Below are 22,919 nucleotides of genomic sequence, written 5' to 3'. Positions count from 1 at the left end.
TATTTCAAATTTACTATGGAGATTATTTAAAATCCCTTTTTTAAATACTTTTAACACTTATGAGCGATTAGAGTTTCATGTAATCCGAAATTCACAAATAATTAAAATTACTTATTTTGTTCTCCAATTTACTACACCAGTTTGTATCATCCTTTTCTATAATAATTGCGTTAAACTGATATTTTTCGCCTTCTATTCCTACACCTTCAGAGTCATCTATATGAACGTCTATACCAAAAGCTGGAGGATACTTTGTGGCATAAACTTTTGCTTTTGAAATCTCCTTTCTATTCAATTTTTCATTAATGATAAAATCTAGTTGAAAACCATAAGAATAAAACTGAAACCAAATTTTACTTTTACTTCTATATGAGGTAGTATAAACACCAATTTTATGGCCTTGGGCTTTAAGTTTTTTCAACAGACTGATGGTATCTTTTCTAATCAACTCAACTCCAAAAAGTTTTTGAATAAACGATCTAACTTCTGTTGGAAACTCATCTTTGTTTGCAGGAATAAGTGTATCATCTAAATCGAAAGATATTTTCATGTGTATCATCTTTCAAAATATCCCACAAAAAAAGAGACTAATAAGTCTCTTTAAGGTTTTTTAAACTATTTCGTCTAGTTGTGGTGGTTCAAATTTTTTCACTTTAAGGGACGATCCTGAATCTGCAATTACAATTACTTCTTCGCCTTTATTAATAAAATCGCCTCTTGTAGATGCATCATACATTTGATCTTCGATCATTACTTTACCACTTGGCCTTAAAACAGTATGGGCAACTCCTGTTAAACCTATCATATCAATTTCATGAATACTGGATGTGTACCCATCTTTTGTGTCTAAGGTCTCTTGTAAAGCTACTCTTTTAAAAATCGCACTATCTGCCATTTGAGAGGCACCAAAAAACATTAAAATTATAGCACCAATGGCACCACTAAGAGTAGCGATAAGAGCATTTCTTAAAGCACCTGTATTTACAAATGTGAAATCGAAATTATTGTTATCGATCATCATAAGTGCTAAGGCTCCTAATGTGAGAATTATACCCGAAATACCTGCTACACCAAAACCAGGAATAACAAATATTTCTGCTCCTATTAATATGATACCTACTATAAATACAATTAGCTCCCACTTTTCTGCCAAACCATTTAAATAATATGGTGTAAAATATAGAACCGCAGCAATAATGGCAGCTAAGATTGGGAAACCAACTCCTGGAGTCTGAAGCTCGAAATAAATCCCGCCAAGCATAATTAAAATAAGAATGCCACTAATAAATGGATTGAGAAACAATGCTATAATCTGCTCTGAAGTTCCTAATTCGTAATTAATCACTTCATATTCTCCAATATCTGCTTTTTGTAATACTTCATCAATATCTTCTGCCATGCCATTGCAAAAGTCATGTTGAATGGCTTCAGTTGCTGTAAAAGTGATTACCTGCCCTGCTGACGATATTCCTTCAACTTCCAAGTTTTCGTCTACCATTGCCTCTGCAATTAATGGATTTCTATTGTTTGCTTCTGCGGTAGAACGCATTATAGAGCGCATGTGTGACTGATATTTGTCTGGTGCTTTAGAGCCATCTCCCCCATTTACTACAGTTACAGCACCGATAACCGCCCCCTTTTCCATGTAAATGCTATCACAAGCAATGGAAATAAGTGCTCCTGCCGATGCTGCATTCTTATTGATAAATACAAAAACAGGTTTTTCGAACTCTAAAATTACCGACCTAATATGGTCTGCAGCATTTACAGCTCCACCGTAAGTATCCATATTAATTAATAAATAATCTGCTTTTTCGTTTCGAGCTTCCTCCAAAGCTAAATCTACATATCTGCTCATTCGAGGGTCAATCTCATCTCGAATTTCCATCACAAACACTTTCTTTACTTTACTTTGTGCCTGTGCTACAATTGCTATTAACTGTGATAAGGCTACAATACACAAAAAGTATATTTTTTTGTTACTGCAAGAATACTTGTTTGTATAACACTTCATGGTATATTGCACTATAAGGTTTATTAACTTGTTCATTTAAGCAAGGGCAAACATAAAATATTACTTTACCAATATATAATATTAATGCACTGCCTTTATACTATTGCATTTAATTACTGCTTTTTAAAGCTTTATATTTATCCTATGCTACTAGGTTAGTAGGTTTGGGCACTTAAAAGTTACATACTTTTGATTGTTTTTGTAAGTGGAACAAAATTTTTGTCGTATTGAATCACCTCGAAAAGAAAAGTTTTTTATTTGAAGATAACTATTTGGTCTGGAAAATAATTAAAGCCAAAAACGACAACCTACTAGTTATTGAGTTGAGAAACCCTGCAGAATTATATACAGCATTTGTTTGTATTGATTTAAATAAACAGGAAATTATATGGGACGACTTGGCTTTTGAAGACACTTGGTCTATTAGTATTTCTGGTATGAGTAATGAAAACCTATTTTTTACTGAATTTACTGATGGGCAAATTCCGGAAGCTAAAGCAGTATTTAGCATTTCATTAGAAACTAAAGAAATGGGATGGTATTTAGAAAACACCATTTTTGAAGCTGTTACTGATGAATATGTATTATTAAAGGAATACATTGATGACGATTTCCAAAATATTTGTATCAATGAATTTACTGGAGAAAGCCTTGAAAACAGTATAGATCTTAGTTCAATCGATTTATTTGACAGTCATATCGAGTTTCCTTTGCAATATGAAGAAGGAAGTGACTATTTTAATACTGTAAATGCATTTATGCATAATAAAAAAGGGATTAGTATTATAAAAGCATGTGATTATTTGGAATGGAACTCTTATATTATCATTGCGTATTATCAAAATACTGAAAATAAGGCACTAAATAATTATATTATTATTTTAAATAAGATGGGAAAAGTTCTGTTTGAAGATCAACTCGGTAATGATCTTAATGGAATTGCTTCTGAGTCATTTTTTATAGCCGAAGAAAAACTAATTTATATTAAAGACAAAAGGGAAATTAGCACCATAAACTTAACATCAACACTATGAGGCATTTTTTGATTTTATTTATAACTGCGCTAACACTTTCAAATGCATATGGAACCTCTGAGTTTACAAATGCATCTGATTCTATCGGAATTAAAGTAATTAATAACAGAACTTATATTCTTCATAAAGTTGATCAGGGTGACAACCTTACTACGATTGCAAATCGATATGGCGTTACTATAACCCAAGTAAGAGAAGCCAACAGCAATGTAGATGATAAAATTAAGACTGGTTCTATATTAATGGTTCCTTTAATAAAAAAGAATCCTGTTGTAACAACCCAAGATGATAGCGATACAGGTTTGGTAAAGCGACTTTATACAGTTAAGGCTGGCGACTATTTATATAAAGTTGCCCGAGACTTTAAGATGGATGTAAAAAGATTGAAGGAGCTTAACCAGTTAGAAAGTGAAACACTTAATGAGGGACAACAATTAATTGTGGAAATACCTTCTGAGGCATTACAAGCTAAAACTCAGGATAACACATTTAATCAGCAAGCTGTAGAGCAACAAAACACTAATCAGCAAAATAATACGAATAACGCTCAACCAAATAACACCATGCCAGTAGTAAGTACCGAAAATGCCAATGCTTCTATGAACCCGGCTAGTGCTTTAACAAGGGTACCTAAAGTACATACTGCTCTAGAAGGTGAATATCTTTTTGCATTAGGTAGAAACTTAAATGTAAACCTGGATAGTGTAAGAACATGGAATTACATGGAGCCTGCTGATAATATTACATTAAACCAGCAAGTGATTGTAGGGTATAACTATTTTGACTCTAAAGGAAACTTAATACTTTCTACAGGTGCAGATATTGCAGATGTAAACGGATATAAAGCTAGTACAATCGATGCTGGTAATAGTCAGTTGGCTAACTCACAAGGAACCGGAAATTTAAATTCTCTTACTCCTGAAGTTAACCTAAGCAACATACCACAAAATGCCAGAGAAGAAGGTATTGGAATGAAGATTTCGGGGAATGACGCTTCTGCAAATCAAGTAGTTGGATTGCATAAAACTGCCGAATACGGAACATATATAAAAGTAACAAACCCAAGTAATGGAAGAACTACTGCTGTAAAAATTATTGGTAAATTACCAGCTGATGCAGCAAATAGCCAAGTTGTAATTATGCTTTCGAGTGCTGCTTGCCAAAGAATAGGAGTACTCAACAATCAATTTCCAGTAGTTTTAGAGTATAATAAATAAGCATATCAGTTACTTTTAAGCTCATAAAGAATTAACATAAAGCAACTATGCCTGAATCCTATTTAGTTTTCAGGCATAGTTTTGGTTCGATTTCAAGTAATTTTTTACATTAGAATCTTTTTGCCTATCCTACAGCTTTACAATAATACTTTAACTGACTCATTGACAAATTAAAATCCAAATATCCATGTTTAAGTTTAATGTAAATTTTTTGAGGATATCCCTACTACTTCTCAGTTTGATTTGGTTTTCTGCTTGTTCAAAAAAAAATAACATGCAGTATGCAAACTCTCGCTCAAACAATTATTCTGCATCACCTTCTAATAAAGGGGTGAAATTTGATAACAATACAACTAGAAAATTTAAGCCCAAAACAAAAAGGCAGTTAAGAAAAGAAGCTGCAATGAAAGATGATCCAAGATATACCGATCCATTATATTTTGGGCATAAAAAACCTCCTAAAAAACGCCCAGTTGGTAAGCAGAAATACTGTAAAGTTTGCGGAATAAGACACTAATCATCATTATTTAAAAAAAGTGTTTTTATATTCTCCCATGCTTCTGGTGTGTCTACATCATAAACACCTTTGGAAAATGGAACATTCACAACTAAGGAAGGTTGTTTTCTGATAATTTTTCTGGCACCTTCCTGCCCTTTTAATTCTAGCAAACTTTCAAAAAGTGAGTGATTAAATAAAGCCGGAACGCTCTCCAAATCATTATAGTAACTAGCAATTATAGGTTTTCCGGTTTTATAATAGCTCTTTATAACTTCTTTAATATGATGTGTGTCTAAAAAGGGCTGATCACAAAGACATATTAAAACAGCTTCAATATTAAAATTCGACTTTAATAACTCATTAATTCCCTTTTTAATAGAAGAAGCCATTCCTGTTTCCCAATCTGGATTATGTGCAATTTTTACATGGTATGAAGAAATACTTTTTTTTATATCATCTTCATAAGCACCAGTAACTACAATTAGATTTTCGATGCCGGTTTCCAAAATAGTTTCGCAAGATCTAGCAACTAGGGTTTTCTGCTTTAGCTCTAATAACTGCTTTGGAAAACCCAACCTGCTTGAACCTCCGGCAGCTAAAATCACTGCTCCTATTCTTGAAAAATCAATATCCATTATATTCTGGCTCTGCTAAGTATTTGCTGAAAATTTAACTTTCTGACCTAAGAATTTCTAAAGGAGATTTATTTAGAATACCTCTGTAGTTTAATAAACCAAGACTAAGTGTTGCCAGTGAAATAGCTATAATTAATAAAAACACATATTTAAGATCAGGATAGAAAGTAGTTTCGAAGTTAAAGAAAGCGATAATCCAACTACTTAGTAGTGCTAGCAAAATACCTGAAACAGAAGCCAAAGTACCAAGTATGGCATATTCAATAGCATTAATTTTAAGAATTTGTTGCTTTTTGGCTCCAAGTGTTCTTAATAACACACTCTCATGAATTCTTTGATATTTGCTAATAATCAACGAACCAATTAAAACTACCAAACCTGTTACAATACTAAATAGCGCCATAAACCTAATTACAAATGAAGCTTTGTCGAGCACATCATCTAGTGTTTTAAGAATTAATCCCAAGTCGATTGCTGAAACATTCGGATATTTCTGCACCAAAGCTTGCTGCAATTCTGCAGATTGCTCGTCCGATTTAACTCTAGTAATTACTACATGAAATTGTGGTGCTTCTTCCAAAATACCACTTGGAAAAACAACCAAAAAGTTGGTTTGTACTCTATTCCAGTCTATATCTCTCAAACTTGAAACTACTGTTTTCATAGGAGTTCCTTGTACATTAAACACCAATTCATCACCGATTTTAACCCCCATTCTTCTGGCAAAACCTTCATCTAAAGAAATAAATATGGTGTCACTTGCAGCTTTCTCACCATGCCACACTCCTTCGGTAACAGATTCAGAATCGATCAGTGTATCGCGATAAGTTACCCTGTATTCTCTGTTAAAAACCCACTCAGGAGTTTCGGAAGTTGTATCTTGTTGATTTTGATAGCGATTCATTCCGTTCATTTCAGAAACCCTCATATTTACAATTGGCACTTTCTGAATAAGTGGTAGATCAAACGATTTTACCAATTTGTGTATTTCTTCTTTTTGAGGAGTTTGTATATCGAATAAAACCAGATTAGGCTGATTTTCACTTGCAGAAAGTGAAACTTTGTCAAGTAAAATTCCCTGTATAAAGAATAGTGTAGCAATTAATGCAGTACCTAAACCGATAGTAATAATTAATATCAATGTCTGGTTATGCGGTCTGTATAAGTTAGCAATTCCTTGTCGCCAAATGTATCCCCAAGAAACTGGAAAATACTTTTTCACTAACCACATTACAAAATAGGCAACTCCGGTAAGTACTAGGAATAATACAGTGAGCAAACCCATAAACATCAGTGCTTCCATTAAGTTTTTTACTTGAATCCAAGAGAAAAAGAAAATAAAAAGCACAATAGCTGCATAGGCAGCTATTTTATATGGATCAGTTCCTTGGTCATCACTTTGAGTATCTTCTCTCAACACTCTTAGTGGAGAAGTTTTTCTAATGCCAAGCAATGGAATTATTGCAAAAATAATAGATACTAAAATACCTGTTGTAACACCCTGCAAAATAGCAAAGTACGAAACAGAATAACTTACTTCCACTGGAAGGAAATCTTTCATTATTTCAGGTAATAATATCTGTACTGAAGCTCCTAAGACTGTTCCGACAACAGCTCCGATTATTCCCATAAATCCAACTTGAAATAGAAAGATGAGAAAAGCTTGAATTCCGCTCATACCTAAGCATCTAAAAACAGCAACTGAAGCCAGTTTTTCTTTTACATATATATGCACAGCACTTGCCACACCGACACTACCTAGTAAAAGAGCAACAAAACCAACTAAGTTTAAGAATTTAGTTAAATCTGAAAAGGTCTCGCCTACTTGCTCTTTTCTTTCGTTTACTGAGTCTGCTCTAAGAGATTCTTGTTTTAGTAAAGGTTTGGCGTCTTCAATAACCTGATCCGCATTTAGTCCATCTCTTAATTTGTAATAGAAAGAATAATTAATTCTACTACCTTTTTTAATCAATCCGGTCGCATCAAGGTATTGAGCAGGAATATAAACTGTTGGTGCGATGGTAGAACTCAATCCAATTTGCCCGGGAGCTTTTAGCAACCTACCTTGAATAAGAAAATTTATGTTACCGATTTTGATAGAATCACCTGGTTGTGCATTGTATTGAATAAGCAGCGTATTATCTACAAGCGCATTTTTACCTGAACGAAAGTTATCTGCCGCTTCAATTGGTTCTGTTTCGAAATTTCCATAGAAAGGGAAATCACCTTCTAAAGCTTTTATTTGCACCAAACGTGTACCTTCATTTTTTGGAAAATAACACATCGAAGCAAATCTGGTTTCTTTGGCAGCTGCTACACTCATTGTATCAAAATAAGTAAAGGCTGTGTCGCTAATTTCTGAACGATTATAAACAGCAATATCAGCCCCTATCAAACTTTTTGCTTGATTATCTATTTCTGCTAGCAAATTATCTCTGAAAGAATTTATGGCAACAAGTGCTGCAATACCTAAAGTAATGGACGAAATAAAAAGCATGAGTTTGCCTCTGCTTTTTCTGCTATCGCGCCATGCCATTAACAGCAGCCAATTCAGTCTGTATTTATTATCTTCTTTTTTCAAGATGAGTGTAGGTTAATAGAGTAAAAATTATTCTGCACTGCTTTGGGCTACAGCAGTATCTGAAACAAGTTTTCCTCCTTTAATTCTAATAATGCGTTGTGTTTTTGAAGCCAGTTCGAGGTCGTGAGTAACCAATACTAAGGTTGTTCCTAGTTCTTTATTCAAATCAAAAATAAGTTTTTCAACTTTTTCGCCAGTTTCTGTATCCAAGTTTCCTGTTGGTTCATCAGCAAATAAAATTTTAGGATCATTAGAAAATGCCCTTGCCAAAGAAACTCTTTGTTGTTCTCCACCCGAAAGTTGTGTAGGATAATGATCGAAACGATCTGCAAGACCAACTTTATCTAGCAAGTCCATCGATTTTTTTTTGATATTTTTTTCACCTCTTAATTCTAGAGGAACCATTACATTTTCGAGAGCTGTAAGTGTGGGAATTAACTGAAAATTCTGAAAAATAAAACCTACATGCTGGTTGCGTACATATGCCCTGTCGTCTTCACTTAGGTCGTCCAATAAAATCTTATTGAGTGTCACAGATCCAGATGTTGCTCTATCTAAACCTGCACATAATCCCAGTAGGGTTGTTTTACCACTGCCAGATGGACCAACAATAGAAAAAGTTGAACCTTCTTCTATACTAAAATTTACCGAATCGAGTACTGTAAGAAAACCGTGGCTACTTTTATAAGTTTTTGTTAAATTTTCTACTTTTAAAATATCTGCCATTCGCGCTTTTATGATTTAATCGTGTATGCTTTCAAAAAAATTGTGAACTTTACAACTGATAGCTTCATTAAGTTATTAAAACTCTTTTTTAATCTGCCCAAATTAAACACTTTATTTCCATGAATATAAGATTCAGTGATAAAAGGTTCATGTTTATCGACTCCCCCAAACAGCTGCTATTTACTTTGATTAAAACAACATCAAAAGTTAGCAATCATCTCTTGATCTCTATCTACCCTACAAAGAAACTTAACAAACTTTTAACCTTACAGTTTCTTAGCATTGTAATTATTGCAACATTTATGGGGGCTTGTGGAAATGAGCAGAATAAAAGTATTCCTGAAAACACGAACGATACTCAGAAAAAATCATCTGAGATGCCAGGAAACCCAAAACCCATTGATGACTCTGATGCACCGAGAATTATATTCTTTGGTAACAGTTTAAGTGCTGGTTATGGGCTAGACGACCCAGAGAATCAATCTTTCCCTGGAATAATAAGAAAGAAAATTGAAGAAAATAAGCTAGAGTATACTGTAGTAAATGCCGGTTTAAGTGGAGAAACTACTGCTGGTGGTAAAAACCGTATAGACTGGATTCTAAAACAACCAGTAAATATTTTCATTTTGGAACTAGGCGGCAATGATGGATTAAGAGGTATAGACACTGAAGAATCTAAAAGAAATTTACAAGCGATTATAGATATAGTAAATACTAAATACCCTGAAGCTAAAATTATTCTTGCGGGCATGGAAGCCCCTCCTAATATGGGAGATGATTATACCGCAGACTTTAGAAGTATTTACCCTGAATTGGCAGAAAAAAATAACATTGCATTAATTCCATTCCTTCTACAAGATGTTGGAGGTGAAGCTCATTTAAACCAGTCAGATGGAATTCACCCAAATATTAAAGGCCATAAAATAGTTGCCGAAAATGTTTGGGTTGTACTTAAAGATTTTATATTGCCGGAAAAAGAAGAAATATGATCAGTTTTTGGGAAAAACAAACTTTTGTACACTCGCATTTTCTCATAATTGGTAGCGGAATAACCGGACTTTCAACAGCATTAAGTCTAAGAGAAAAGTATCCAACCAAAAATATTTTAGTACTCGAAAGAGGAATATTTCCAAGTGGAGCCAGCACCAAAAATGCTGGCTTTGCTTGTTTTGGAAGCCTTACTGAATTGATTTCAGATTATAAAACTCTTGGAGAGTTGGATATGCTGGCGCTCATCGAAAAACGTCGCAGAGGTTTAGAAACGCTACGAAGCAGATTGGGAGATGAGGAAATCGATTATCAACAACATGGCGGTTACGAACTAATTACAGAAAATGAAATTGGTGCTTTAGAACACATTAAAAGCATGAATACGCGGCTTATGCCTTTGTTTGGTGAGCCAGTATTTTCAATGAAAAATGAAGATATAAGAAAGTTTGGGTTTGATGAAAATACTGTAAAAGCACTCGTTTATAATCCCTTTGAAGGGCAGATACATACAGGTAAAATGATGCGGGCTTTGCTAAAATTAGCAGCAAAGAAAAACATTCAAGTATATACTGGTACCGAAGTAGAAAGTATAGAAGACATTAACAACAGAGTCTATGTTAAAATAAAAGATAAGATACACTCTGAGCTTACTCTGAGATCGAAAAAACTCATTGTATGTACAAATGCATTTAGTAAAAAGCTCATTCCTAATCTTGAGTTAAATCCGGGAAGAGGTCAAGTATTAGTAACTGAACCTATTGATGATTTAAAGATTAAAGGCACATTCCATTTTGAAGAAGGTTATTATTATTTCAGAAACATTGGTGACAGGGTGATTTTTGGGGGTGGCAGAAACATCGATTTAGAAGGTGAAACTACAACCGAAATGAATACTACCGATCGCATCATAAATAACCTAAAAGAAAAACTCGAAAAGGTGATAATGCCAAATCAGCCATTTAAAGTTGAACAAACTTGGGCAGGAATTATGGCCTTTGGAAAAAACAAAACTCCAATTATCGAAAGGGTATCACCGAATGTAACTGTAGCTGCCAGACTAGGTGGAATGGGAGTTGCCATTGGAACAGCCGTTGGCGAACAAGCAGCATCTTTGGTTTATCAAGAATAAAGAAATCATTTAATTTAATATAAAAAAAGGAAGTCATAACTGACTTCCTTTTTTATTTGATGAGCTACTAACTCAAACCTTCGTTTTTTCTTTATCAGCCTTTCTCAAATATTGAAAAGAAACAAAACCAATTAAATCTCTTACTTTCACTTTTGCCCAACCTCCATCAACATCTAAAACCTCTACGATTTCTCCATGTTTCAATGGTTCTGCAACCTTATCAGCATTAATATTACTAGATGATCTAATATTTAAAGAAGATGCTGTAACCTCTGCAAAGTTACCTTCTACAATAGGTTCATTGTTTCTTTTAATCTCTTTTGATAAGGTAGTATAATCGGGTTGCTCACCTTTAATCTCCAAAGTAAAACCAGCCTCTCCAGCAATTTCTACCAACTTGCTTATAACTTTACCAGAACTGTATACATCTTTATATCCATCACCATTAATATCAATATGTCCCTCGCCTAAAAGTATACAACCTAAAATATCTGTATGATAATTTCCTTTGTGAATTAATATCCAAGACCTACCATTCACCTGATCACGATCTAACTCCTGTATATGGTAGCTTTTTGCATACTTATCTGAAACACGTCTTACTGCTTTATATTTGCCAGTGGGAATGCATGAAACCCTGGATTCATTATTTCTCCAAGGAAGCTCCAAAGATGCTGCAGAAAAGATTTCTTGAGCACTTTCATCAAAAAGCTTAAATTCTCCTAAAACCTGCTTATCTGTGTATTCTTTCCTTTGTAAAATTGCATGCATAATTTATAGTGTTTGATCTTAAGATTATTTCCTAAAACAAACCTTTAATTACACCCCACTTATATGTAATTAGAAAGTTATTAATACTGAAAATGTACTCGTGTAATAAATTTACTACAAATTGAGCCAATATGTAAGCTTTAAAACAAGTGCTCTGTTTTTTACATCGAAATTATTTGTTCTGTCGGCAAAGTCATAAAAATAATTATCGGTATAAACCAGAAACAAATCAGATACAGGTTTAAATCGCCACTGTATTCTAGAATTTACATTTATATTATCATATTGACTATTGTATTGAAAAAAGGTGGTGAAGAAAAGTGTTTTTGTAAAAGTGAAATCAAACTTGGGGCTCACTAAATAAATATCGGCATCTGAATAGGGCGCTTCTAAATTCACTTTGTTATAACTGAAAATACACGAAAGTGTACCATAAGGCTGCATTCTAAAGTTAATTTCTCCTGTTATAGAATATAAAGTACCATTGTAATACTGTCCTCCACTTGTTTCTAGCTCTCCATTAATTACTTTTCTCTCATCTGATTTGTAATTAATTATATAGCTATTGTAAGTATAATCTGTACCTGCTTCTAATTTTAAACCACCCGATTTTGATGGATCAAAAGATGAGAATAAATAAGTATAATCCTGTTGAACACTCAATGTAAGTGTACTCAAATCTTGAAAACCAAACTCATAATTTAAATTGATTTGCCTGTCTGTATTTAGGCCGCTATTATCCCAAATGCTCTCTGCTTTTATACCAGGACCGTGGTTTACAACAAAACCTTTCTCGGGAAAGAAAAAATACTGTATTTCAGGATTAATACTTCTATAGCCTGTTCTTGGAAGAAACCCTACTTCTGGATTAAAATTATCTCCAATAAACCTGTGTGTCCAACCATAGTTAAGTTTTCTACTTGTATAGTTTACACTTAGGCCATGTGAATAGCTATTCTTAAGGTCTTCATTTTGAAATGATTGATGATAAAAAGTTTTTCCAAACCACTTATTATCATCAGAAACATAGTTAAAATCTAAACCGGCTACTCTGTTATATGCTTTCTCGGTATCTAAATCGTCGAGATTCCCAGTAACTTGTTTATTAATAAAAATAAAACCAAGGTTCGATTTCTGCCAAAATCTACGTTGCAATGCAGTTGCTGTATAATTTATGCTAGGTAACTCTATATCTTCATCTTTTGCACCTTGCATACTCAACAAACCAATTCGCCAATCTTTATTAATTCTACCACTTAATCTAGCTCCCATTAAAATATCGTTCTGCACATTTTGCCCAGTTACAGAATCAGTTGCTACACCTATTCTTCTTGAAAAAAATGGCCGCTGATCTTCTAAACCGAAGTTGGCAAACAAGTCTCCATTCTCAAGAAAGAACTGTCTCTTTTCGGGAAAGCTGATTTCGAACCTATCCAAATTGGTTACCTGTTCGTCCACTTCTACCTGTGAGAAATCCGGATTAAATGTAAGGTCTAAATTTAGTGAGGGTGTAACTGCTATTTTAGCATCTCCGCCAATGTTATAAATACTTTCAGTATCTCCGCTTTCGAGGTGGTTTTTACTGATATTGCCAGAAACATAGGGAATGAGCGAAATATTTGCTCCCGGCTTTTTTGTAGGTTTATCCCAAACTGCTTTGCCTATTAGTCCTAGGTTATAAGGTCTTAAATTTCTAGAAAGTTTTACCCACGAAGACCTTTCACCAGATTTACTATCTATTCTGTAAAGGTTGATATTCCAAGTCTCTAAACCTTCCTTATACCTGAGTGTTTTAAAAGGAATAGCCATTTCTGCTACCCAATACTGCTCTTCTGGATAAATTTTAGTTTTTACATACCATTTATTATCCCACGAAAGAGAAAGGTCTCCTGAGATCGTTCCTCCATTAGAGATTAGTCCTTCACGTTGAACACCAAAAGGGTTTGTGCCAAATAAAAAAGCATTAGTTCTATCTTGAAAAGGATCGATCACCACACTTACACCATCGTATCCCCTACCTCTAAAATCTCTCCTTAAAGAAGATGTTACATAGCCACCTTTTTCAATATCATGACAAACAATAGCTACATAAAAATTTTTGTCGTCGTAGCTCAGCTTAAACTCTGTCTTAGTTACTGCAAATGAAGTATCGTAGGGAAACATTTGATAGAAATCTGAGCCTATATCGGCAGTTTGCCATGTAGTTTCATTTAATACTCCATCTAATACAATTCTATCTGAGGTACTTTTTATTTGGACTGCTTTATCGGTATTTGCATTTTGCCCATTAACTGAAGGGGTAATCAGTAAAAATAATAAACCTAAGAGTAAGCAAACACTACTCTGCATTGTAGTTGTAGTCATCGAAAATGTGGGTAAACAAGCTGTTTTGTTAATAATCAAGGCGATTAAACCTTACCAAATTTAACTTTTATGAAAAGCTATTTTTTGAAGCGCTAGTTTTTTTAGACAAACAGCATTTTTTACATTACTAAATACAGACACTAAGCTGTTTATCACTTTTAAAAATAGGCAATTTTCTTGACCAAAATTTATATTAATTTCAAAAAATAGATTTATTAATTATTAAAAAACAAATTCTTGATTCATTAATTAGTAACTTTAATAATAGACACAAGAACTTTTTTGGAGTCAGGCAACTTCTTCTATTTACAAATCTGAAAATGAATACACACTAGACACTAGGGATAAATCTCTCCTCAACTATCAATCAATTTTTTGGGATAATAATTTAGCAATAATTGATAGCCTATGAAAAACTATTTGCCATTACTAAAGCAATATCCACAGTATCTTTTGTTTGGTTTCTTGCATTTCTTTTTTTCGAGCATGGGCCAAACTTTTTTAGTAGGTATTTATGTGGATGATCTTTCAGGACATTATCAAATTGATACACTCACATTTTCAGGTATTTATGCGGCTTCTACATTAATAGGATCATTTTTACTTCCACTAGGTGGCAGGTTAATTGACACATTTAGAATAAGAACTTTAAGCTGGATTAACGGATTAAGCATTGCCTGCTTTGGCTTTTTGCTAACTACTGGTAATCATATTTTTATATTATTTATTTCTCTAATTGGCCTTCGTTTTTGCGGACAAGGATTCATGATATTACTTGGTTCAACTGCAATATCTAGGTTTTTCACTAAAGAAAGAGGTAAAGCACTTTCTATCTCTGGACTTGGATTAACCGCTGGTGAAGGATTACTCCCGCTATTTATATTACAAATTACCAACTGGCAAAGTTGGCAATTCTCTTGGTGGGTACTTTGTTGTGCAGCACTTGTAGTTCATATCCCTCTGGTAAAAACTTTAATTAAAAAGACTGATGCTTTCCAAAAAGCTGAAACCTTAGCAAGCAAAACAGAAAAGCCTACAACGGCTAAAAGATATGATTTTTTAAAAGAGCCTAGCTTTTATGTTACTAACATGATTATGATGTTTATTCCTTTTGTAATTACCGGGATGTTTATAAATCACAATCAGTTAGTTGCTCACAAAGGTTGGACGATGGAATTGTTAGCAGTAGGCTTTACACTTTATGCAGTAATTAAAGTGATTGTAAGTATCTTTTTTGGTGAAGCCATTGATAGAATGAGTGCAGCCAAACTATTACCATTTTTCTTAATACCTATTGGTGTTGCCTTTTTGGCTCTGGCTTTTGGAAATGCTCCTTGGATTGCCATGTTCTACCTTGGCATGACAGCCATGTCTACAGCATTATTCTCTCTGCTTAAATCTGCAATTTGGGCTGAACTTTACCCTCCAGAGTACTTAGGTAGCGTAAAAGGAATTACACACTTTCTAATAATCGTAAGTTCTGCTTCTGCACCAATTGTATTTAATAGATTAATGGTAAACCCTGCTTCTGCACAAACCGCCTATATGGTTTTCTCTAGTATTGTGGTAGTATTTTCAATTACAGGTTATTGGTTGGCTTCTAAAATTGAACGCCGAAGATATGCTGTTGCCAACTAGATTAGTATCTATATATCAATAAAAAAGCCGGCATTAGCTTAGCTATCCGGCTTTTTTATATCTAATAACTTAATTATTATGCTTTAGCAGCACTTTTTTCTTTTACGAGAGCAGCTATTTTATCACCTACTTCGTTTGTTCCAAAGAATTTTTGAGCATTAATATCTTTAGTAACAAAACCTGTATTCATTGCTTCTTCTACAGCATCTCTAATAATTGTAGCTTCGTCTACCATATCAAAAGACATTTCTAATAACATAGCAGCTGAAAGAATAGAAGCCATTGGGTTAGCAATATCTAAACCTGTAGCTTGTGGATAAGAACCGTGAATTGGCTCATACAAACCTAAACCACTACCCATAGATGCAGAAGGTAATAAACCTAATGAACCAGCAATTACAGAAGCCTCATCAGTTACGATGTCACCAAAAAGGTTTTCAGTAAGTACAACATCAAAGTTTCTTGGGTTAAGAATAATTTGCATTGCAGCATTATCTACAAAAAGATATTCTAACTCAACATCCGAGAAATTTTCTTTGTGGTATTTTGTAACCACTTCTCTCCACAAACGAGATGTAACTAATACGTTTGCTTTGTCTACCAAAGTTACTTTGTTTCTGCGTTTTCTAGCAGTTTCGAAAGCAAGTTTTGATATTCTTATAATTTCCTCTTCAGTATAAACAGAAGTTTCGAAAGCAGTTTTTCCATCTTCTGATCTACCACGAGGCTGACCAAAATATAAACCACCAGTTAACTCTCTAAATACTACAAAGTCGGTTCCGCTTACGATTTCATTCTTTAATGGAGAAGAGTCTTCTAATATTTTATAACTCGACACCGGACGAATGTTAGCAAACAAACCAAGCATTTTACGCATTCTCAATAAACCTTGCTCTGGTCTTACTTTAGCTGTTGGATCGTTATCGTATTTAGGATCACCAATTGCACCAAAAAGAACTGCATCAGATTTTTTACATACCTGATAAGTTGCTTCTGGGAAAGGATCGCCAGTTTCGTCGATTGCAATTGCACCTACTAGAGCTTCTTCGTATTCGAACTCGTGGTTAAATGCATCAGCAATTGCGTTTAATACTTTTATAGCCTGACTGGTTACTTCAGGACCAATTCCATCTCCACTAAGTACCGCTATATTTTTTTTCATTATTTCAGATTATTAAAATTTTATACTGTTTTTCTCGTATTCGAGGATTTTATCTTTATTATCTAAGATATAGTCGATATCGTCATAACCATTTAATAAACAAGTTTTTTTGTAAGCTCCAATTTCGAAGCTTTCAGATAAATCTGTTCCTTCAATAGAAATAGTTTGAGCTACAAGATCAACTTTTAACTTAGTACTTTTGTCTGCTTCCACTTTTTCGAAGATTGATTCTAAAAACTCTTCTGAAACTTGAACTGGAAGTAAGCCATTGTTTAAAGAGTTGTTTTTGAAAATATCTGCAAAGAAGCTTGATACAACTACTTTAAACCCATAGTCGTAAATCGCCCAAGCAGCGTGCTCACGGCTAGAACCACTACCAAAGTTTTTACCTGCAACTAGTATTTCACCAGTATACTCTGAGTTGTTTAAAACAAAATCTGCTTTAGGGTTACCATCAGTATCGTATCTCCAATCTCTAAAGAGGTTATCACCAAAACCCTCACGAGTTGTTGCTTTTAAAAATCTTGCAGGTATAATTTGATCTGTGTCAACATCAGATATTGGCAAAGGAACTACTGTGCTGACTACTGTATTAAATTTTTCCATGATTGTATTTCGAAAGTATTTTCTGTTTTAAACCAATTCTCTTATATCTGTAATTTTACCAGTAATAGCTGCTGCTGCTGCCATTAAAGGACTTGCCAGAATTGTTCTAGCTCCAGGACCTTGTCTACCTTCAAAGTTTCTGTTTGAAGTTGAGATACAATATTCGCCTCTTGGAACTTTGTCTTCGTTCATACCCAAACATGCTGAACAACCCGGCTCTCTTAGTTTAAAACCAGCTTCTTCTAACACTTTATCAATTCCTTCTTCTATCGCCTGTTTTTCAACTTGCTTAGAACCCGGAATTACTAAAACATTTATACCTTCTGCTTTTTTCTTTCCTTTGATGAACTCTGCAACCATTCTTAAATCTTCGATACGCGCATTAGTACAGCTACCGATAAATACCCAATCTACTGCTTTACCATATAAAGATTCGCCTGGCTTAAAGCCCATATAGTCTAGAGACTTCATAAAAGATTTTTTACTAGTCTCTGTAATTTCAGAAAGTTCTGGAATTGTACCTGTTACTTTAATACCCATACCAGGGTTAGTTCCATAAGTTACCATTGGCTCGATATCCTCAGCTTTGTAATACAACTCTTTATCAAAAACTGCATCGTCATCTGAGAATAGAGTTTTCCAATAAGCAACAGCTTTGTCAAACGATTCTTCTTGTGGAGCAAACTCTCTTCCTTTTACATATTCGAAAGTAGTTTCATCAGGAGCGATCATTCCTCCTCTTGCACCCATCTCGATACTCATGTTACAGATAGTCATTCTGGCTTCCATAGACAATGAGCGAATTGCAGAACCACAATACTCTACAAAGTAACCAGTACCACCACTTGAAGATATTTGAGAAATGATATATAATATAATGTCTTTAGACAAAACACCATTAGCCAATTCTCCATCAATCTGGATTTTCATGGTTTTAGGTTTTGACTGTAGCAAACATTGTGTTGCTAAAACTTCTTCTACTTCGCTGGTACCAATACCAAATGCGATAGTACCAAATGCACCATGTGTAGAAGTGTGACTATCACCACAAACGATAGTCATACCCGGTTGAGTAACACCCAACTCTGGACCAATAATATGTACAATGCCATGATATGGATGTTGCAAACCATATAAGTTTACTCCATATTTTTCGCAGTTTTCTGTAAGCTTTGCAACCTGTTTAGCAGATAATGCCTCTCTAATAGGTAAGTGCTGATTAATGGTAGGTACATTATGATCGGGCGTTGCTACTGTTCTTTCTGGTCTTAGAACACCAATTCCTCTTTTTTCCAGACCTGCAAAAGCCTGAGGACTGGTCACTTCGTGAATGAAGTGTTTGTCTATATAAAGAATATCAGTAGACTCATCTACACTGGAAACAACATGATTTTCCCATACTTTTTCAAAAAGTGTTTTACCCATTGTTCTTCTTGTTTATACATTTAATATTCAGGATTGCCTATTTTAATTTCCTGAAGAACTTTAAATATAGAGTGAATTTTTGGGAGATTGGATAAACTATGGTTTTGAATGTCAGAAAAAAAAACTTTTATTGACTATTCCTATGATGCTTCGGAACGAAACAATTGCTTACTTTTTAATGGATTATTCATTTTAACAATTAAAAATTGCAGCTATTTTTAACTGAAACTAAAATTAAAAGTGTTTTAAAGGATCATTTTCAAAAAAGGCTAAAAAATAAATACGATTTCTAAGCTTCTTTTTTTAAAGTTATAAGGGTAACTTCTCCTTGAGTATTAAACCTAACAGGCAAACCAGACACACCACAACCAGGACTTGTATAGCCAAGCATCGATTTATATTTCCAAAGTCCATGTAAAAACCTTTTTCCTTTTTTAAGATTTTTTAGAGGAGCGAATCCATTCGGTAAGCAAACTTGACCAGCATGGGTATGTCCACATAAATAAAGATTATAAGCATTGGCTGCCGCTTCTTCATACATTTCAGGTGAGTGTATAAGTGCTATCTTAAAAAGAGATTTTTCGGTTTTGAGTGCTTGTTCGTGATATTTAGACGGGAAATAATGTGGATCATCTGTGCCAGTAATCAAAATATTTTGTTTTTCTCTTTCAAGTATTATAGATTCATTAATTAACATTTCGATACCCATATCTTCTAGATCGCTAACCATTTGCCAAGTATCATGATTGCCTAGTAAACCAAAAATTCCATCTGAAGCATGAGTATTTTTTATTATTTTATGTAGTGGCTCTTTTACTTGTTTGTAATCTCCACTGGTATATTTTCTATAGTCACCTGTCCAAAAGCATACATCATAATTAAGTTTTTTTATTTTTTTTATAATTATTTCTTCAAATCCGGGAATGGTATCTATATGTAAATCTGTAAGGTGAAGAATTTTATAATTATGGAAAGCATCAGGCAAGTTTTTAAATTTTAACTCTAATTCTTTAACATTAATCTGCTCCGCATTTTCAATTCCCTTCTTGTATTGCCCAGTTAATTTTAGCCATAAGCCAAAGCATTCAATTGCCACGTCAATATAAGACAGGTATTTATTATCTGTCCATTTGAGCTTATACTTCAGCTTATTTTTTTCTAGTTGCTCTCTGTTAATCCTCCATTTTTCGCGGATAATCACACTTTTTTTACTAAATGAGAGCTGATTCATAATTCGCTAATTTTGCAGTGAATAAATTTTACTAATAGCAGCATTACAAAATATAATTCGATTATAACTTTTTTTAACAGTTTTTCACACTGAAAAGGCGTAAATTATTTAGGGGAAAAAGGAGAAATAATCTACTATAATATAAAGCATTGTTTCCCAATGTTAACCCATATACCAATTTAGTTTTATTTATATACTAAAAATTATCAACTTTGAATACTCAACAGATCAATACTCAGACAGCTAACGATCCTATGTCAGATAACAAAAAAAATTACTCTGAAAAAGAGAAGGTTGCCATATTTGAAAACGAGTTTATGCCACACATAGACTCTATGTATAATTTTGCTTATAAACTCACTTTTGACGAAGAAGAAGCTAAAGATTTGGTGCAAGATACTTACTTAAAAGCTTTTAGATTCATAACTTCTTTCGAAAAAGGAACAAATGCAAAAGCATGGCTGTTTAGGATTTTGAAGAACAGCTTTATCAACGACTATCGTAAAAAAAGCAAGCAACCAGCTAAGGTAGACTACCAAGAAGTTGAAACTTATTACAACTCTGAAAATACTGATCAAAACCTAACTATCGATTTACGTTCTGAAACTTTACAGAACAGAATTGGTGATGAGGTTACCAATGCATTAAATTCATTGGGAGTAGATTTTAGAATCGTGATAATTTTATGTGATCTTGAAGGTTTTACCTATGAAGAAATGGCTAAAATCCTTGATATTCCAATAGGAACGGTAAGATCAAGATTACACAGAGCTAGAAACTTGCTTAAAGAAAAACTAAGAAAATACGCACAAACTATGGGTTATAAATAACAATTTACACTAAAACAATGGCATATGGGAAACAATAACTCTACACAAACCGAAACTAGTAGGAATTCGCGCTTCTGCGATGAATTCGTTGAGATTGTACAGCTCATTCTTGACGGAGAAGCTTCAGAAGAGCACAAAAATCGCTTCTATAATTATTTTATGAAGTGCGGGCATTGTATTTCTTATTACAATCTGGAATCATCGACTGTTGAGTTTTTAAAGAAAAAAATTGAGCAGGAAAAAACACCTGTGCCGGATGGACTGGCAAAAGAAATTTTATCTAAAATCCAATATATGGCTTAAAACTACATGTCTCAAGGTAAAATCGTTATTTTCTCGGCACCCTCCGGAGCCGGCAAGACTACTATTGTAAGGCACTTGTTAGCAAAAAACAAGTGCCTTACCTTTTCTATTTCTGCCACTACTCGAAGCAAAAGGCCTAATGAAGTAGATGGAAAAGATTATTACTTTCTTTCTAAAGAAACCTTTATAGAAAAAATAAAACAAAATGCCTTTGCTGAATATGAGCAGGTGTATGAAGGTTTGTTTTACGGAACTTTAAAAGAAGAAGTAAACAGGATTTGGAATGAAGGAAAGCATATAATAGTAGATGTTGATGTAAAGGGAGGACTTAATCTTAAAAAGCAATATGGTGATCAGGCATTGGCTGTTTTTGTAAAACCGCCAGATATTCAAACGCTTGAAACAAGACTCAGAAACAGAAATACTGAATCTGAAGACAAACTTTTAGAAAGGATTGCTAAAGCTTCTGAAGAACTACAGTTTGAAAAACAATTTGATGTAGCTCTTGTCAATGATAATATTGAAACGGCTTTTAAAGATGCAGAAGCTCTTGTTGATAAATTTATTTCTGGTTGATTTTATAATTTACCCCAAACTGTATCAAAAACCTCGATGCTTTACCAGTTATATAGCTGATTCGGCTATTGAAATTTAATGGATGGTTTGGAGATTTTTTATAAGATATTCCGCCACCGAGTTCAATTCCACTTGCACTAGCTTTTGGAGCTTCTTCAAAGTTGGACTCGGTGGCCCTTAGTATAGATTGAGTATAATTTATACCTCCAACAACAAAAGGCTTAAATGTATTTATACTTGTTTTAAACTCATAAGTAGCCCCAATACTTATATCAAACCGGTTAACAATATATTCTTGTAGGTTAATTGTATCTTGGGTGCTTTCACTAAATAAATACCTCCATTCCAGATAAAAAGCATAATTCTTATTATCTGGTTTTGCTTGTAGTGATAAGCCTAGTCCAGGTTTATTTATATTAGACTCATAAGCTAAACAAATACCTGCAAAGAAAGACATTCCATTAGTACTAGACACTTCATTTTTCACAGTTTCTTCTTGCGTCTTTCTCTCTATATCTTCTTCACTAATAGCTTTAGAAGGTGTTTCTATATCTAATTCAATTGCATTAATTTCTAGAGGATCTTTTTCTAGATCAAATAATACTCTATGTTTATCAGGATCATAAAAAACTATACTGGCAATTTTTAAATCCCACTTTTTACCAGACTGTGTAGCTATAATAGTAGCTACTCTACTTGTTGATTTATAAGCTAAATCATAATTAACATGACTTCCTCTAAACAAACTTTTAAAATAAACCTCTAAATAAATGTAGCTCCCTTCTTTTACATCAGAGACATAAAAATCTGAAAATTTTATTGATTTGTATTCTTGCTTTTTATAGAACAAGTCGAAGTTTCTAAGGTATTTTTCAACTGTTAGGTCAACTACATTTTCGAAATTGTAATGACTTGGAGTAATATCATCTTCAATAATTACTTTTTCATTAAAAAATATCTGATTACCAATTGAGCTAAAGCTATTTTCGATCACAGTATTACGCTCTAACCTACTACTTTCATCATTACTAATGTTATTTAATAGCAATTCAAGCTCTTTCACAAAGGCTCCTGCTTCGTATCTTAAAGATTCCTTTTCTTTAGACGTGAGACTTTGTGTAAATGCACTAGGTATAGTAAGTAAGCTAATAAAAAGTGTAAGTAAGTAATGTATTTTCAATTTGATGT

Annotated in this window: 21 protein-coding genes; 9 read left to right on the top strand and 12 right to left on the bottom strand. The window is 33.7% G+C overall.

Annotated features, from left to right (window positions below; translation table 11 throughout):
* Window positions 1-91: 91 nt before the first annotated feature.
* Together OQ292_RS09685 and OQ292_RS09680 are read right to left on the bottom strand one after the other, a co-directional pair.
* Window positions 92-550: an HAD family hydrolase gene (locus OQ292_RS09685; protein WP_284685856.1), complete on the bottom strand. Its 459-nt coding sequence runs from the start codon at window positions 548-550 to the stop codon at window positions 92-94.
* Window positions 551-610: 60 nt separating this feature from the next.
* Complete coding sequence (locus OQ292_RS09680) at window positions 611-2,014, bottom strand: NfeD family protein (RefSeq protein WP_431733768.1); 1,404 nt, start codon at window positions 2,012-2,014, stop codon at window positions 611-613.
* A 227-nt stretch (window positions 2,015-2,241) separates the two neighbouring features.
* Between OQ292_RS09680 and OQ292_RS09675 the strand changes: the two genes are divergently transcribed.
* The 3 genes from OQ292_RS09675 to OQ292_RS09665 all read left to right on the top strand — a co-directional run bounded on the left by OQ292_RS09675 (window position 2,242) and on the right by OQ292_RS09665 (window position 4,782).
* Entirely contained in the window at window positions 2,242-3,048 is an 807-nt protein-coding gene (locus tag OQ292_RS09675) for a DUF4905 domain-containing protein (RefSeq protein WP_284685854.1), read from the top strand.
* Window positions 3,045-4,265 (top strand): LysM peptidoglycan-binding domain-containing protein, encoded by a 1,221-nt coding sequence (locus tag OQ292_RS09670; RefSeq protein WP_284685853.1) that lies wholly within the window; start codon window positions 3,045-3,047, stop codon window positions 4,263-4,265. The genes OQ292_RS09675 and OQ292_RS09670 overlap by 4 nt, the downstream gene beginning before the upstream one ends.
* Window positions 4,266-4,539: 274 nt before the next feature.
* Window positions 4,540-4,782 (top strand): hypothetical protein, encoded by a 243-nt coding sequence (locus OQ292_RS09665; RefSeq protein WP_284685852.1) that lies wholly within the window; start codon window positions 4,540-4,542, stop codon window positions 4,780-4,782.
* Here the strand turns inward: OQ292_RS09665 and OQ292_RS09660 are convergent.
* From OQ292_RS09660 to OQ292_RS09650, 3 genes are read right to left on the bottom strand one after another with little or no spacing between them, the layout of a single operon-like run.
* The gene (locus OQ292_RS09660; protein ID WP_284685851.1) at window positions 4,779-5,399 is read right to left on the bottom strand and encodes a nucleotidyltransferase family protein; all 621 of its coding nucleotides are present in this window, start codon (window positions 5,397-5,399) and stop codon (window positions 4,779-4,781) included. The two genes, OQ292_RS09665 and OQ292_RS09660, sit on opposite strands and share 4 nt — an antisense overlap.
* 34 nt (window positions 5,400-5,433) lie before the next feature.
* Complete coding sequence (locus OQ292_RS09655) at window positions 5,434-7,980, bottom strand: ABC transporter permease (RefSeq protein WP_348970613.1); 2,547 nt, start codon at window positions 7,978-7,980, stop codon at window positions 5,434-5,436.
* 27 nt (window positions 7,981-8,007) lie between these two features.
* Window positions 8,008-8,706 (bottom strand): ABC transporter ATP-binding protein, encoded by a 699-nt coding sequence (locus OQ292_RS09650; RefSeq protein WP_284685850.1) that lies wholly within the window; start codon window positions 8,704-8,706, stop codon window positions 8,008-8,010.
* 119 nt (window positions 8,707-8,825) lie between these two features.
* On the opposite strand from OQ292_RS09650, the gene OQ292_RS09645 reads away from it, so the two are divergent.
* Both OQ292_RS09645 and OQ292_RS09640 read left to right on the top strand, forming a co-directional pair.
* A complete protein-coding gene (locus OQ292_RS09645) occupies window positions 8,826-9,695 on the top strand; it encodes an arylesterase (protein WP_348970611.1) in 870 nt (289 codons plus the stop codon).
* Window positions 9,692-10,825: an NAD(P)/FAD-dependent oxidoreductase gene (locus OQ292_RS09640; RefSeq protein ID WP_284685849.1), complete on the top strand. Its 1,134-nt coding sequence runs from the start codon at window positions 9,692-9,694 to the stop codon at window positions 10,823-10,825. Before OQ292_RS09645 ends, OQ292_RS09640 begins: the two co-directional genes overlap by 4 nt.
* 72 nt (window positions 10,826-10,897) lie before the next feature.
* On the opposite strand, the gene OQ292_RS09635 is transcribed toward OQ292_RS09640, so the two are convergent.
* Window positions 10,898-11,596: a DUF5675 family protein gene (locus OQ292_RS09635; protein ID WP_284685848.1), complete on the bottom strand. Its 699-nt coding sequence runs from the start codon at window positions 11,594-11,596 to the stop codon at window positions 10,898-10,900.
* Window positions 11,597-11,710: 114 nt separating this feature from the next.
* Window positions 11,711-13,960 (bottom strand): DUF5916 domain-containing protein, encoded by a 2,250-nt coding sequence (locus tag OQ292_RS09630; protein ID WP_284685847.1) that lies wholly within the window; start codon window positions 13,958-13,960, stop codon window positions 11,711-11,713.
* A 408-nt stretch (window positions 13,961-14,368) separates the two neighbouring features.
* Here OQ292_RS09630 and OQ292_RS09625 point away from each other — a divergent pair, with 408 nt between their 5' ends.
* Window positions 14,369-15,598: an MFS transporter gene (locus tag OQ292_RS09625; RefSeq protein WP_284685846.1), complete on the top strand. Its 1,230-nt coding sequence runs from the start codon at window positions 14,369-14,371 to the stop codon at window positions 15,596-15,598.
* A gap of 76 nt (window positions 15,599-15,674) precedes the next feature.
* On the opposite strand, the gene leuB is transcribed toward OQ292_RS09625, so the two are convergent.
* The 4 genes from leuB to OQ292_RS09605 all read right to left on the bottom strand — a co-directional run bounded on the left by leuB (window position 15,675) and on the right by OQ292_RS09605 (window position 20,022).
* Entirely contained in the window at window positions 15,675-16,760 is a 1,086-nt protein-coding gene (gene leuB, locus OQ292_RS09620) for a 3-isopropylmalate dehydrogenase (RefSeq protein ID WP_284685845.1), read from the bottom strand.
* Window positions 16,761-16,772: 12 nt separating this feature from the next.
* Complete coding sequence (gene leuD / locus OQ292_RS09615) at window positions 16,773-17,366, bottom strand: 3-isopropylmalate dehydratase small subunit (RefSeq protein ID WP_284685844.1); 594 nt, start codon at window positions 17,364-17,366, stop codon at window positions 16,773-16,775.
* 27 nt (window positions 17,367-17,393) lie between these two features.
* Window positions 17,394-18,791 (bottom strand): 3-isopropylmalate dehydratase large subunit, encoded by a 1,398-nt coding sequence (leuC, locus tag OQ292_RS09610; protein WP_284685843.1) that lies wholly within the window; start codon window positions 18,789-18,791, stop codon window positions 17,394-17,396.
* 289 nt (window positions 18,792-19,080) lie between these two features.
* A complete protein-coding gene (locus OQ292_RS09605) occupies window positions 19,081-20,022 on the bottom strand; it encodes a metallophosphoesterase (protein WP_284685842.1) in 942 nt (313 codons plus the stop codon).
* 254 nt (window positions 20,023-20,276) lie between these two features.
* Between OQ292_RS09605 and OQ292_RS09600 the strand changes: the two genes are divergently transcribed.
* From OQ292_RS09600 to gmk, 3 genes are read left to right on the top strand one after another with little or no spacing between them, the layout of a single operon-like run.
* Complete coding sequence (locus OQ292_RS09600) at window positions 20,277-20,852, top strand: sigma-70 family RNA polymerase sigma factor (RefSeq protein WP_284685997.1); 576 nt, start codon at window positions 20,277-20,279, stop codon at window positions 20,850-20,852.
* Window positions 20,853-20,876: 24 nt separating this feature from the next.
* Window positions 20,877-21,155, top strand: a complete 279-nt coding sequence (locus tag OQ292_RS09595; protein WP_284685841.1) for a hypothetical protein — start codon at window positions 20,877-20,879, stop codon at window positions 21,153-21,155.
* Window positions 21,156-21,161: 6 nt separating this feature from the next.
* Window positions 21,162-21,731 carry a guanylate kinase gene (gene gmk / locus OQ292_RS09590; protein ID WP_284685840.1) on the top strand — a complete coding sequence of 190 codons (570 nt, stop codon included), beginning with the start codon at window positions 21,162-21,164 and terminating at the stop codon, window positions 21,729-21,731.
* Here gmk and OQ292_RS09585 read toward each other — a convergent pair.
* Entirely contained in the window at window positions 21,718-22,911 is a 1,194-nt protein-coding gene (locus OQ292_RS09585; RefSeq protein WP_284685839.1) for a hypothetical protein, read from the bottom strand. The genes gmk and OQ292_RS09585 overlap by 14 nt on opposite strands.
* Between the last annotated feature and the right edge of the window lie 8 nt (window positions 22,912-22,919).

The sequence above is a fragment of the Chondrinema litorale genome (assembly GCF_026250525.1).
In the GTDB taxonomy this organism is placed as follows: Bacteria; Bacteroidota; Bacteroidia; order Cytophagales; family Flammeovirgaceae; genus Chondrinema; species Chondrinema litorale.
This window is presented reverse-complemented; position numbering and strand designations above follow the sequence as displayed.